Genomic DNA, 12,517 nt, shown 5'->3' with positions numbered 1-12,517 from the left:
ATCCGCCGGCGCATACTCCATCCGGCGGTCAGCCCGGTCGGTCCGGCAAAACAGCGGGGTCGGCGCGGCGGCGCGGCAGCCAGGCGGGCATGAGCGCGGCGATCACCAGCATGGCCGAGCCGAGCACCGCGAGGGTGGCCGACATGGGCAGCCGAATACTGGCCAGCGCGGCGACGCCGAAGACGCCGAGCGCAACCACTTCGGCGAGCAGACCCGAGACCGAGGTGACCGTCGCGCGGGCCGGACCCTCGATCGCGTCCTGCAGGCGGGCATCGGCGACGACCTCGGCATCGAGCACCGCGCCGTACCCGATGCCGATGGCGACGAACCCGGCGACAGTGAGCGGGTACACCCATTCGGGCCTGCCCGCCGCGGCCCCCACGATCAGCGCACCCCCGACGAAGAGCACCGCACCGGCCGCCACCATCCAGGCCAGCGTCCGCGCCGAGAGCGCACTCGTCCGGCCGGCCAGCAGCGTGCCCGCCATCGACCCGGCCACGGTGATGCCGATGAGCATCGGCACCACCGTGGTCGAGACGCCCGCCGATTGGGCCAGCAGCGCGAAGTATTCGTCGTAGGCGGTGATGCCGAACAACAGCGCCCCCAGCGCCACGCCGCGCCGCACCCGGCGCACCCGCCAGGTCTCCCCGAGGCCGGCCCGCAGCATCGCCGGATACCGCATCACCCTCGACTCGGTGCCCGCGCAGTCGATCCCGACAGCCGAACGCCCTGCGGACCCATCGGCGGTCGAAGCCGCGACGGCGACAGCGTGCGGATCGGCGGCAACCGGTCCGGCCACAGGCGCTGCGTGCGGACCGGCCGGGTGGGCACCGGCCGGGTGGGTTCGGGCGCCCGCCTCGGCCCGGTCGCCGACCGCCTTGGGCGCGGTCGGCAACAACAGGCAGATCGCCGTGTGCAGACCGGCCATCGCCACGCTCACCCAGCCGACCAGCGCGTATCCACCGACGCCGTACAGCGGCGCGGCCGCGAGAATCGCCACGACCACGGCGATTTCGGCGGCGGCGCGGGCATAGCCCATCAACCGGGCGTAGGCGTCGGTTTGTTCGCGGGCGGCGAGTTCGTCGTAGATCAACGCCTCGAAGGTGCCCGACTCCAGCGCGCTGGACACGCCCCACAGCACGAAGCCGAGGGCGAATCCGAGATAGGACGGCGCCAAGGTCCAGAGTGTGAAGGCAGCGGCGACCAAAACGCCACTGAAGCCGAGCAGGCCGCGCCGCGAGACCGTGTCCGCCCACGCGCCGGAGGGCACCTCGAGCAGGAACGAGGTCACCGACCAGAGTGCCAGCAGGGAGGAGATCTGCGCGGTGTTCAGGCCGTGGTCGGCGAACAGCAGCGCGTAGAGGGCGTAGAGCGGAACGAACTCCCGCGAGCCCTTGAACAGCACCGCGCGTACCACCAGGTTCGACAGGGAGCCGGGGCGACGCTCGGATGCCGAGCCGGAGCTGGGTTCGTGTCAATAACCGCTGAAGCGAATGTTCATGGGTCCCAGCCTTGTCCGGGGCATCGTCCCACGTCAAGCGCTTTTCGGGGTTCCCCGCTCGGACCGGGTGTCAGTTCAGCGGCACCCAGCCGTTGGAGGCCACGGCGTCCTCGCGGTCGGCGCTGCCGCCGATGCGGCCCTGCCCCTGGTTGAGATCGTTGATCAGTTCCGAGACCGGATGCGAATCGCTGTAGTGGTAACCCTGCGCCAGCGCGAAGCCGAGTTCGGTGAGCACGGCGGCCTGGTACTCGGTCTCCACGCCCTCGGCGATCACCTGCAGGTCCAGCGCGGAACTCAGCGCCGCGATCACGCCGAGCAGCGGCGGGGCCGGCGAGTCCGACCGAATGGCGGCGACGAACGACTGGTCCACCTTGAGGATGTCGCTGGGCAGGGTGGCCAGCCTGCTCAGCGAGGAGTAACCCGTGCCGAAGTCGTCGATGGCGATGCGTACACCGCGATCGCGCAGGGTGTGCAGGTTGGCGATGGCGGTCTGGGATTCCGCGGCCAGCTCGCTCTCGGTCACCTCCAGCACCAGCTGATCGGCGGGCCAGCCGGTCGAGGACAGGATCTCCCAGACCCGTTCGGCATAGCCGGATTCGGCCAGCTCCAGGCCGCTGACGTTGACATTGAGCGTCAGGTCCAGCTGGGCGAAGGTCTCCTGCAACCGGGCCGCGTCGGCGCAGGCGCGGCGCAGCACCAGCTCGTCGAGGTCGGAGATCAGGTCGTATTCCTCGGCGACCCGGATCAGGCCCTCGGTGGTGACATCCGGCTGCGCGCTCGACGACCAGCGCAGCAGCGCCTCGACGCCGACCGCCTTGCCGCCGCCCTCGGTGAGGCTGACGATCGGTTGGTAGTGCACATCCAGCGCGCCCCGGTCGATCGCCTCGCGCAACTCCACCGCCAGCGGCAGCTGCCGCGAGGATTCCAGCACGGTGCGGTTGCGGCCCGCCTGCTTGGCCCGGTACAGGCCGACATCGGCGCGGCTGACCAGCAGCGAGCCGGACTCCCCGGGCTGCCAGGAGGTCACGCCCGCGGAGCAGCCGGTGGTCACCGCCGCGCGCAACTGCTCGGTGAGCAGGATGGCGGCCTGTTCGGTGACATTGGGCAACAGCAGCGCGAAGGCGTCGCCGCCGTAGCGGGCCAGGCGCTGATCGGGGGCGAGCAGTTTGGACCAGGTGTCCGCTACCCGCTGCAGCACGGCATCGCCCGCGCGATGGCCCAGGTGATCGTTGATCTTCTGGAAGCGGTCGAGATCGACCAGCACCAGGGAGAGGTTCTGCCCGGTGCGGGTGGCCTGGGCTATCGCGGTGTTGAGCGCCCGGTCGAAGCCGCGGCGGTTGAGCAGGCCGGTGAGCACATCGATATCGGCTTCCGAGGCCATCCTGGTGAGGATGCCGACGACCACGCCGACGCCGAAGGTCACCCCGGCCGGGATGATGCCCGACCACCAGGACAGATCCCGGGTCGGCACCGCCCACAGGCACAGTGCCACCGCGAAGGCGATGTGCGCGGTGGCCTGCGTCCAGCGGAAGAACAGCGCGGCGTCGCAGGCGATGAAGACGTAGAAGGCCGCCAGGCTGATGGCGCCGACGGTATTCGGAAAGGCGTAGACCGCGATGGTGATCAGCACCGTCGCGATGGCCACGTACCCGTGGTGTATACCGTGCGGCAAGCGCGGTCCCCACGCGAGCAGCGTCAAGCCCAGCAGCAGCGCGATCGCCGCCGCGGTACCGACCAGCGGCCGATTACCCTCGTCCCCAGGGGCGACCGCGGTGATCACCAGGCCGAGCACGCCACCCATGACGTAGAACGCCCCGGTGGTTCTCGCCATGACCATTGCTGTCGCCAGCGCCGATGCCGCCCGCACCCGGGTTCGGGTATCGCCGCGCGCCCCGATTCCTCGCACGCCCCACAGCCTAGACACTGCACAGCACACTGGTCGCCACATCCCGCAATTCCGACATGGCGACCCGCCGGTCGTCCGGCTCGCTCAGTTCGCGGGCCGAAGCACGTCGGTGCCGACGAACGGCACCAGCGCGGCCGGGACCCGCACCGAACCGTCGGCCTGCTGATGGTTCTCCAGGATCGCCACGATCCACCGGGTGGTCGCCAGGGTGCCGTTCAGCGTCGCGGCGATCTGCGGTTTCCCGTTCTCGTCCCGGTAGCGCACCGAGAGCCTGCGGGCCTGGAAGGTGGTGCAGTTGGAGGTGGAGGTCAGCTCCCGGTAGACGCCCTGGCTGGGCACCCACGCCTCGCAGTCGTACTTGCGGGCCGCCGAACTGCCCAGGTCACCGGCCGCGACGTCGATGATGCGATAAGGCACCTCGACAGCGGCGAGCATCTCGCGCTCCCAGCCCAGCAGCCGCTGGTGCTCGGCCTCGGCCTGGTCGGGGGTGGTGTAGACGAACATCTCGATCTTGTCGAACTGGTGCACCCGGATGATGCCCCTGGTGTCCTTGCCGTAGCTGCCCGCCTCCCGGCGGAAGCACGACGACCACCCCGCGTAGCGCTTGGGGCCCTTGCTCAGGTCGAGGATCTCCTCGGCGTGGTAGCCGGCCAGCGGCACCTCCGAGGTACCGACCAGGTACAGGTCGTCGTCGGCCAGGTGGTAGACCTCGGCCGAGTGGCTGCCGAGGAAGCCGGTGCCCGCCATGATCTCGGGGCGCACCAGCACCGGCGGGATCATCATGGTGAACCCGTTGGCGACGGCCTTCTGTGCCGCCAGCTGCAACAGACCCAGCTGCAGCATCGCGCCGTAGCCGGTGAGGAAGTAGAAGCGCGAACCGGAGACCTTCGCGCCGCGCTCCATGTCGAACAGGCCGAGCGACTCACCGATCTCCAGGTGATCCTTGGGCTCGAAGTCGAATTCCGGTAGCTCGCCGACGGTTTCGAGGAGAGCGAAATCGTCCTCGCCGCCCGGCGGTACGTCCGGCAGCACCACATTGGAGATCGCGCGGTGCGCGGCCTCCAGGTCGGCGTCGGCGGCGGCCTGGGCCGCCTCGGCCTCCTTGACCTTGATCGACAGCTCGCTCGCGTGGGTGAGCAGGGCAGGCCGGTCCTCCTTGGCGGCCTTGCCGATCTGCTTGCTCATCGCCTTCTGCTCGGCACGCAGGTTGTCGGCGGAGGCGACCGCCGCACGCCTGGCCGCGTCCGCCTCGAGCAGCGCGTCGACCAGAGCCGGGTCTTCACCACGCGCGCGCTGGGAAGCGCGCACCACGTCGGGGGCCTCCCGCAGGAGTCGGAGGTCGATCATGGGCAATCAGCCTAGTCGCCGCGCTGTGGGCCGGTCACATCGATTACCGCCACCGCCCGTCCGGGGCACCACCGCCGGTCCACCGCCACCGCCGTCCTGCACCGCCGAGGTCGCCCGGATCGTGGCACCGCGGGAACGGGACTGCCATGATGGAGCGCGATGTCCACCGATGATGTGCCACAGAAGCCTGCGCCCGGGCCGGGTTCCTCGGCGCGCGCGGGCCGGATCAGTGCGCGTTCCGGGAAGAAGACCGCGTCGCGCGCCCCAGCCACCGCCTCCGGTGACGACCGCTCCGGCGAAGGCGCCGAGCGCGCACCGAGCCTGTCGGCGCACACGCTGCGCTGGGGTCTGCTGGCGACCGCCGCGGGCGCGGTGGTGGCCGCCCTGGTGACCCTGGCCGTCACCGGGTTCCAGAGCGAGTCCGGCCTGGAGGTACACAATCCGGCGGCGCCCCCGCACACCGTGCTGGACAAGGAGTTCGGCACCGCCTCCACCGGCGACTGCCTGAGCTGGAACAAGCCCGATCGCAGCGATCTGGTGAAGGTCGACTGCGCCAACCGCCACCTGTTCGAGGTGGCCGCCGACATCGACATGTCCAGGTACCCGGGCGTGGAATTCGGCCCCGGCTCCCGCTTCCCGGATTCGCTGCGGCTGACCGAACTGAAGGAAGAGCACTGCGTGCCCGCGGTGCAGCGCTACATGAACGGCAAGTTCGACCCGCGCGGGCGCTATGTGGTCGGTCTGATGTACCCGAGCGCGGACGGCTGGACGGCCGGCGACCGGACGCTGCGCTGCGGACTGCAGTTCTCGGCCAGCACCGGCGCCCCGCTGCCGACCGTCGGCAGCGCCGCCGAGCAGGATCAGTCCAAGGTCTTCGAGCCCGGCACCTGCCTCGGCATCAACCAGAACCTGCCGACCGACCCGATCGAGTGCGCGCAGGAGCACTCCGTGGAGATCGTGTCCTCGGTCGACCTGGCCGCCAACTTCACCGGCGGCCCGCCCGCGAAGGCCGATCAGGACAAGTACGTCGAGCAGCAGTGCACCGACGCGGTCAACGCCTATCTGGGCTCGCCCGAGGCCATCCGCAACAAGACGCTGACGCTGTTCTTCGACTACGTCGACACCGCGAGCTGGCTGGCCGGCAGCCGCAAGCTGGACTGCATGATCGGCAAGGGCACCGACCGGGAGGGCTTCGCGCCGATCGTCGGCTCGGCCAAGGGCGACATCCTGATCAACGGGCAAGCGCCTGTGCCGCCGCCGAATACGGGCCGCTCGACCCCGGCGCCCCTGCCGGGCGCGGCGCCGCTACCGCCGCAGCCGCAGCCCAGATGACAGTCGCCATGTCCGAGGACCGGTTCGAGGAACTCGTGTCCGATGCCCTCGACCTGATCCCGCCCGAATTGACCAGCGCCATCGACAATGTGGTGATCCTGGTCGAGGCGCGCGATCCGGAGGAGCCGAGCCTGCTCGGCCTCTATCGCGGGATCGCGCTGACCGAGCGCGACAGTCATTACGGCGGTTCGCTTCCCGACACGGTGACCATCTACCGCGACGCGATCCTGGACATCTGCGAGGACGAAGAGCAGGTGGTCGAGGAGGTCGCGATCACCGTGATCCACGAGATCGCACACTATTTCGGCATTGACGAGGACCGGCTTCATCAGCTGGGATGGGGGTAGGTCTCGGCACGGTCGCCGGTACCCCCTGCGCTGGTGGGAGACGGGGGCGGGTACGGCAACTGGCAAGATCTGATGAAGGAGGGGATTCGATGGAACCGATCGCGGCGCTGTCGCGTCCAATCACTCGTAGGGGGAATTCTCGTGGTTCCGCCCATCTTTCGGCATCGAACGGACCGCCACTAGAAGGAGTCGAGTAATGGTCGGCCACGTATCCATCTCGCCCGAACTCATCCTCGCCGCCGCCGCCGAGCTGGACCTGCTCGCCGAGCGACTGGCGGCCGCGGCCGCGTTCGGCGGTCCCGCTACCCATGTGCTGCCCTCCGGCACCGAAGAGGTCTCGCTGCTGGCGGCGAACCACTTCAACCGGGCCGCGGCCACCCACGACCACTCCATCGCCCAGGCCGTTCTCGAGTTGCACCACGCGGCCGCCGTGCTGCGCCTGCAACTCGGCACCCACGTCGCGGAAGACGTGGTCAAGGCCGGCGTGATGCAGGCAGTCGCCGGAACCATCGGGGCCTGACGGCTCGCGCGAAAAGTCGAAACAGGGGAGACACAAGCATGACCGTAGGTATCACCGGGGTGTTCTGGCTGCCCCGCATGGCCGAAGCCAATTCCATCGCGCTGAACGCGGGGGCGCACGCGGTGCCGATCTCGGCGGCCGCCACGGCGTGGGGCGGGCTCACCGCCGCCTGGGCGGACGCGACCGCCACCGTGTCCAGGGTGGTCGCCGAACTGGGCGTCGGCATGCAGGGCGTGAACGGCCTCGCCGCGCTCTCCCGCCTGGTCCCCTTCGGCACCTGGGCCTACGAGCAGAGCGTCATGGCCGCGACGATGGGCAGCAAGGCCGCCGCGAACGCCACCGCCTACACCGTCGCCTCGCTGGCGATGCCGAGTCTGCCGGAGATCGTCGCGGTGCACGCCGCGGTCGCCGCCTCGGCCAACCCGCCCGGCGCGGTGTCGGGCGCCTTCGAGGCGGCCGAAATGGCCAAGTCCGCCATGGATGTCCGCGCCGCGCTGGTGATGGAGACCTACGAGGCCGCGACCACCGCCACGGTGATGACGCCGGGTGAGTTCCACGCCCCGCCGCCCATCGCCGACGGCGCGGGTACCACCGACGTAGGCACCGCGGCGGAGACCTCGTTCCAGGGCGATCCGCTGAGCACCGCGGTCGCGAGCGCGGCCTCGGTCCTGAACAACCCCGGCGTGGTCGGCGCGGTCAGCCAGGTGGCCAACGTGGCGGGCACCGTCGCCGGCAGCGGCGTGAGCACCGTGGGCAATCTCGGCGCAGGCGTGATCGCGGCCGCCACCAACACCGCGCCCGCGATGGCGGCGCCCTCGGTCGGCGTGACGGGCGCGGGCCTGGCCGGCGGCGTCGGCGGCGCGAGCGCCGCGACCCACTCGGCCACGGTCGGCCTCGGGTCCTCGGTGGCCCTGCAGAACGGCTCGGTGCAATTGCCGCCGGGCTGGGGCTCGGGCGCACCGGCCGCGGCGCCCGCCGCCGCTCCGGCGGCCGAGGTCGTCGCCCGTGTCGATACCGCCGCCGCCGCCCGTCCGGCGTCCGGGTCGGGCAGCCCGTTGCTCGGTCGCGGCGCGCAGTCCGGCCAGGACGACGACACCGAGCACAAGGCTGCCGACTACCTGCGCGACGACCACTTCGGCGACAGTCGCTTCGTGTCCGACGGCGTCATCGGAGCGGCACCGGCGGGGTCGGCCGAGTGAGCGTACTGGGGGCGGCGGGCGGTCCGTCGACGCTGGGGAGCATCTCGATCGGCCTCGACGAAATGCAGTTCCTGTTGGAGCGACTGCAATTCGACGAGTTGCCGGTCGTGCTCCAGACGATCGGCCGCTACGACAACGAGAGCGATCACGACGCGGCCATGCAGGTCGCCGAGCGCACGCTCGTCGACCGGGGTTTCCTGGTCGACGGCGTCGTGCACCGGGAACTCGAGGACAGGCTGCGCACCTTGTACCGCCCGCACTGGGTGCTGGCGCTGCGACTGGTGGTGAACGGCCAGATCAACCGGCTGGCTCTGGCCAAGGGCGACGACCTCACCGTTGTCGCCCTGCGCGGACCGTTCTCCTACGTGCTCGACGAAGTCGACGAGGATCTGCCCGGCCCGCTGATCGCCGCCCTCGGCCCGGCCGAACCGCTCGGCATCGAGAGCATGAACGCCGAAACCGAATTGCTCGCCCCGGTTTTCGGCGACACCGGCGATGCGGCGACCACGGCGAATCGGCTGGCCGGGATCTGCACACCCGCCAGGGATGTGCAGCCGCTGGCCTCCGCGCTGGTCGAAATCCATTCGCACACCCAGATTTCCGCGGTGGTGTACGGCGACGGCACGCGCGAGGTCGCCGACAGCCACATCGCGGTCTTCGACACCAGGGGCGGGCGGATCGTGCTCACCGCGGCGGTGGCCGACGACGGCACGAAGTGGACGTCGATCAGCAGCGGCTCCACCGCGCGGTTGCGCGCCGCGATCAAGGATCTGATCGGGTCGCTGCCCGAGCGGGATGAGTTCCCCCAGCAGGTGGCAACGAACCCGAGCTGACTCGACCGACGGGCGGCCGCGCTCAGCCCATGGTCGGCTGCGCCGAAGCCGGCCGCGCGTAGTCGAACGGCGGGACGAACCGGCCCCACCGCACGCACTCCCAGCTGCCGTCGGCGTTGGGCACCAGTTCGATGGTCTCGGTGTTGTCGAGGCGATTGGTGGTCGCGAAGGGCGGTGCGATGTCGGCCAGCGTGCGGGCGACCAAGCGCATGGCGGCGCCGTGGTTCACCAGCAGCACGTCGCCGGTGTGCGTCACGGGGTCCAGATACCGGTCGCGCAGGTCCTCGATCACCGGGATGAACCTGGCGAGCACGTCGGCGCCGGATTCGCCACCGGGCACGGCGATGCCCAGATCGCCGTCGTGCCAGGAGCCGTAGATCCGCTGGAACGTGCGGTGTGCGTCTTCGTCGGCGAGTCCTTCGAGATCGCCGGCCTGCACCTCGTGCACATCTTCGAGAGCGGTCGCGGAGACACCGGTGACCTCCTCGATGTAACTCGCGGTCTGGCGAGCGCGCAGTGCCACCGAGCTGAGCAACACCGCGGGCGCGGCGGCCAAGTTCGAACCGAACGTCTTCGCCTGTGCCGCACCGCGTTCGGTCAGCGGCAGGCCGGGGACCCGGGTGTCGAGCAGCCGGGCCACATTGCCCTCGGTCTCACCGTGCCGTACCAGGATCAGTTTGCCCACGGTGCCGGGCGTCGTCATAGATCCGCCACTCCTTTTCGCAATTGCGTCAACCACTGTGCCGATTCCTCGTCCGACGGCGGCGGCGTACCCGTCTGCGAGGCCGTCGGCCAGGAACCGAGGAACCTGATCCGCGACGTGCGGTGCAGCGCCTTGAGTGCCTCGGCGACCGCAGGATCGTCGAGGTGGCCGACACAGTCGAGGTAGAACCGGTAAGTGCCCATACCCGTACGGGTGGGCCGGGATTCGATGCGGGTCAGATCGACTCCGCGGGTGGCGAATTCGGCGAAGGCACGCATGAGCGAGCCGGGCACGTTCGGCAGCTCCAGCACGATGGAGGTGCGGTCCGATCCGGTCGGCGGCGGCGCCACGCACGGCCGGCGGACCAGCACGAATCGGGTCACGGCCTGATCGTGATCGGCGACGCCGGAAGCGAGCGCGGTCAGGCCGAGCCGCTGCCCGGCCAGCGTCGTGGATACCGCGGCGTCGGCAAGCCCGGCGGCGACGTCCTCCGCGGCCGCCGCATTGGACGCCGAGGTATGGATGCGCACGCCCGGCAGCGTCCGCTCCACCCACTCGCGCACCTGACCCAGCGCGACCGGGAAGACCGCGAGAGTCCGCACATCGGAGATCGCCGTGCCGGGTGCGGCCAGGATCTCGAAAGCCACCGTTATCTCGGTCTCGGCGACGATCTGCAATCGCGCGCCGACCGCCAGTGAATCGAGCGTGGTCGAGATCGATCCCTCGATCGAGCTCTCGATCGGCACCACGGCGCCCTCGACCGCGCCGCGGCGCACCATCTCCAGCGCGGCGGGCGGCGACGGGGCCGGGACGCGCTCGACCGGTCCGGCGATGACATTCGCGGACTCGAGGTCGGCCAGGGCCATCTCGGTAAAAGTTCCGGATGGTCCGAAGTAGGCGATGTGCGGCACGCCTTCGACTGTATTTGTTTTCCCCGGATCGTGTCTGCGCGGTATTTGCCTCGCACGTCCCGGGACCGCGTGCCCCGGTCCGGAAGCGTCCGGAGCACTCAGGGTTCGAGGACGGTCAGCGCTTCCCGGACCGGCTCGGGACGGTCGGTCTCGATCGCCAGCAACACGGTGCGGACCGCCTCGACGGCGGGGGGTTTGAGCGCGGTCAGGAATGCGATGTCGGGCCGTTCCAGGGCCACCCTGATGTCCTCTCCGCACAGGGCCGCGGTGGTGGCCGCGACCACGGCCAGCGCGCGGGCGCCATCGGCGGTGCGAGCGATGTAGCCGGTGTCCTCGTGGGCTATGGCGGCCAGGAAGTCGGCCACGTCCGCGTCGGTGCCGTCGGCGTCGAGCACGGGTCGCGCCGGGTCCTCGGTGGGCGGGCGGACCAGCCCGGCGACCAGGCTCCGGCGCGCGGGCGTGCTGAGAGTGACCAGGACCGGTTCGTGCGCGGGACCGTCCGGTGCGGGAGATGCGTCTGCCACCGGGCCACGGTATCGCGCCGCCGCGGGGGCCGGGTGCGGCCGCTGCCCCGATCGGCGGCGATCGCGGTCGATAGCGAATCCCACCGCGACGGCCGGTGCGGCTATCCACCGGCACCGATCGGCCTGAGCACATAGGCCTTCGGCGTGGGGCCGAACTGCTCTCCGTGATGCCCGCGGGTAACCCGCGGCTGGGGAAAGGGTTGCGGATCACACAGCCGTGACTTAGCTTAGGTTTACCTAAATAGCGGCCTCGAATGCCGCCGCACCCTCCGGAGGTCAGCATGCCGACGAAACCGACTCTCGCGCCGAGCGCTGCCGAACGGGTGCGCAGTGCCTGCGCGCACGCCGAGTCCTCGGTGCTCGCGTTGCCCGGCATCGACCCCACCCCGACCTCGGTGCACCATCTGCGCCAGTGCGGCGACGTGGTGATCGCCGTGCCGACCGGCTCGGTGGCGGCGGTGCTGACGGCGAACTCCGGTCCGGCGGGTGCGGCCGCGGTGCTCGAACTCACCGACAACGCGCCGCTGCCGCTGCGGGAACCGGTGCGCGCGCTGGTCTGGCTGCGCGGGGTTGTGCGCGCGGTGCCGGAGACCGCGCAACGGGCGCTGGCCGGCGAGGTCGCCAAGGAATTCCCGCATCCGCAACTGCTCGACGTGGGCCACAGCGCGACCCTGCTGCGCCTGGTGGTCGGCACCGCCGTTCTGGCCGACGCGACCGGCGCCGAGTCGGTGCCCGCCGAACAGGTCCGCTCCGCCCGTCCCGACCCGTTCTGCGAGATGGAGTCGGCCTGGCTGCAGCACCTCGACGCCGACCATCCCGACATCCTCGAGCAACTCGCCCGCAAGCTCCCGCCCCGCCTCCGGACCGGCGACGTGCATCCGCTGGCCATCGACCGCTACGGGCTGACGCTGCGGGTCGAGGGCCACGACGGCGACCACGACGTCCGCCTGCCGTTCACCGCACCGGTCGACGACGTCGAATCGCTGAGCCGGGCCGTGCGCACCCTGGCCGGGTGCCCCTTCCTCAACGGCCTGCGCCACGGCTGACTCATGCCCGAACGGCACGGCCATGACCGGGCCGCGCCCGACAGCCCGCGCCACGACCCAGGCCAAGCCCGAACAGAACGGCCCGCGCCAACCTGAACGGCCTCGTCCACTGCTGAGCCGCGCCCGACCGCATGTGCATCGACCGAGCCGCGCCTGACCGCATGCGCCACCGCCGACCCGCACCCGAACGCCAGGGCCACAGCCGACCCGCGCCCGAACGACATGCCCACAGCCGGGCCGCCCGCGCCACGCCCGAACAGCCCACGCCACGCCCGCGCCACGCCCGAACAGCCCACGCCAACTCGAACGGCCTCGCCCACAGCCGAGCCGCACCCGAACGACATGGCC

General features: G+C 70.8%; 12 protein-coding genes. 6 read left to right on the top strand and 6 right to left on the bottom strand.

Features of this window, described 5'->3' with window-relative positions; genetic code table 11:
* Positions 1 to 28: 28 nt before the first annotated feature.
* The 3 genes from ON26_RS00290 to serS form a co-directional block, all read right to left on the bottom strand.
* The gene (locus tag ON26_RS00290; RefSeq protein ID WP_245545668.1) at positions 29 to 1,417 is read right to left on the bottom strand and encodes an MFS transporter; all 1,389 of its coding nucleotides are present in this window, start codon (positions 1,415 to 1,417) and stop codon (positions 29 to 31) included.
* 154 nt (positions 1,418 to 1,571) lie between these two features.
* Complete coding sequence (locus ON26_RS00285) at positions 1,572 to 3,332, bottom strand: putative bifunctional diguanylate cyclase/phosphodiesterase (protein ID WP_245545667.1); 1,761 nt, start codon at positions 3,330 to 3,332, stop codon at positions 1,572 to 1,574.
* Positions 3,333 to 3,491: 159 nt separating this feature from the next.
* Positions 3,492 to 4,754, bottom strand: a complete 1,263-nt coding sequence (serS, locus tag ON26_RS00280) for a serine--tRNA ligase (RefSeq protein WP_040793881.1) — start codon at positions 4,752 to 4,754, stop codon at positions 3,492 to 3,494.
* A 159-nt stretch (positions 4,755 to 4,913) separates the two neighbouring features.
* On the opposite strand from serS, the gene ON26_RS00275 reads away from it, so the two are divergent.
* The 5 genes from ON26_RS00275 (at position 4,914) to ON26_RS00255 (ending at position 8,985) form a co-directional block, all read left to right on the top strand.
* The gene (locus ON26_RS00275) at positions 4,914 to 6,086 is read left to right on the top strand and encodes a septum formation family protein (RefSeq protein WP_040793880.1); all 1,173 of its coding nucleotides are present in this window, start codon (positions 4,914 to 4,916) and stop codon (positions 6,084 to 6,086) included.
* Positions 6,083 to 6,433 carry a metallopeptidase family protein gene (locus ON26_RS00270; protein WP_040793879.1) on the top strand — a complete coding sequence of 117 codons (351 nt, stop codon included), beginning with the start codon at positions 6,083 to 6,085 and terminating at the stop codon, positions 6,431 to 6,433. The genes ON26_RS00275 and ON26_RS00270 overlap by 4 nt, the downstream gene beginning before the upstream one ends.
* A gap of 196 nt (positions 6,434 to 6,629) precedes the next feature.
* Positions 6,630 to 6,953: a PE domain-containing protein gene (locus ON26_RS00265; RefSeq protein WP_040793878.1), complete on the top strand. Its 324-nt coding sequence runs from the start codon at positions 6,630 to 6,632 to the stop codon at positions 6,951 to 6,953.
* A 38-nt stretch (positions 6,954 to 6,991) separates the two neighbouring features.
* Positions 6,992 to 8,152: a PPE domain-containing protein gene (locus tag ON26_RS00260; RefSeq protein WP_040793877.1), complete on the top strand. Its 1,161-nt coding sequence runs from the start codon at positions 6,992 to 6,994 to the stop codon at positions 8,150 to 8,152.
* Positions 8,149 to 8,985: an ESX secretion-associated protein EspG gene (locus ON26_RS00255; RefSeq protein WP_040793876.1), complete on the top strand. Its 837-nt coding sequence runs from the start codon at positions 8,149 to 8,151 to the stop codon at positions 8,983 to 8,985. Before ON26_RS00260 ends, ON26_RS00255 begins: the two co-directional genes overlap by 4 nt.
* 22 nt (positions 8,986 to 9,007) lie before the next feature.
* On the opposite strand, the gene ON26_RS00250 is transcribed toward ON26_RS00255, so the two are convergent.
* The 3 genes from ON26_RS00250 to ON26_RS00240 all read right to left on the bottom strand — a co-directional run bounded on the left by ON26_RS00250 (position 9,008) and on the right by ON26_RS00240 (position 11,123).
* Positions 9,008 to 9,688 (bottom strand): histidine phosphatase family protein, encoded by a 681-nt coding sequence (locus ON26_RS00250; protein WP_051026442.1) that lies wholly within the window; start codon positions 9,686 to 9,688, stop codon positions 9,008 to 9,010.
* On the bottom strand, positions 9,685 to 10,599 hold the full coding sequence (gene pheA / locus ON26_RS00245; RefSeq protein ID WP_040793875.1) for a prephenate dehydratase: 915 nt from the start codon (positions 10,597 to 10,599) through the stop codon (positions 9,685 to 9,687). Before pheA ends, ON26_RS00250 begins: the two co-directional genes overlap by 4 nt.
* Positions 10,600 to 10,697: 98 nt before the next feature.
* Positions 10,698 to 11,123, bottom strand: coding sequence for a hypothetical protein (locus ON26_RS00240; RefSeq protein WP_040793964.1), 426 nt, complete (start codon positions 11,121 to 11,123; stop codon positions 10,698 to 10,700).
* A 281-nt stretch (positions 11,124 to 11,404) separates the two neighbouring features.
* On the opposite strand from ON26_RS00240, the gene ON26_RS00235 reads away from it, so the two are divergent.
* The gene (locus ON26_RS00235) at positions 11,405 to 12,169 is read left to right on the top strand and encodes a DUF2470 domain-containing protein (RefSeq protein WP_040793874.1); all 765 of its coding nucleotides are present in this window, start codon (positions 11,405 to 11,407) and stop codon (positions 12,167 to 12,169) included.
* The last annotated feature ends 348 nt before the right edge of the window (positions 12,170 to 12,517 follow it).

The organism is Nocardia higoensis NBRC 100133 (assembly GCF_000308595.1).
In the GTDB taxonomy this organism is placed as follows: domain Bacteria; phylum Actinomycetota; class Actinomycetes; order Mycobacteriales; family Mycobacteriaceae; genus Nocardia; species Nocardia higoensis.
The sequence above is the reverse complement of the archived record's forward strand: the minus strand, read 5'-3'. Positions and strand labels throughout refer to the sequence as shown.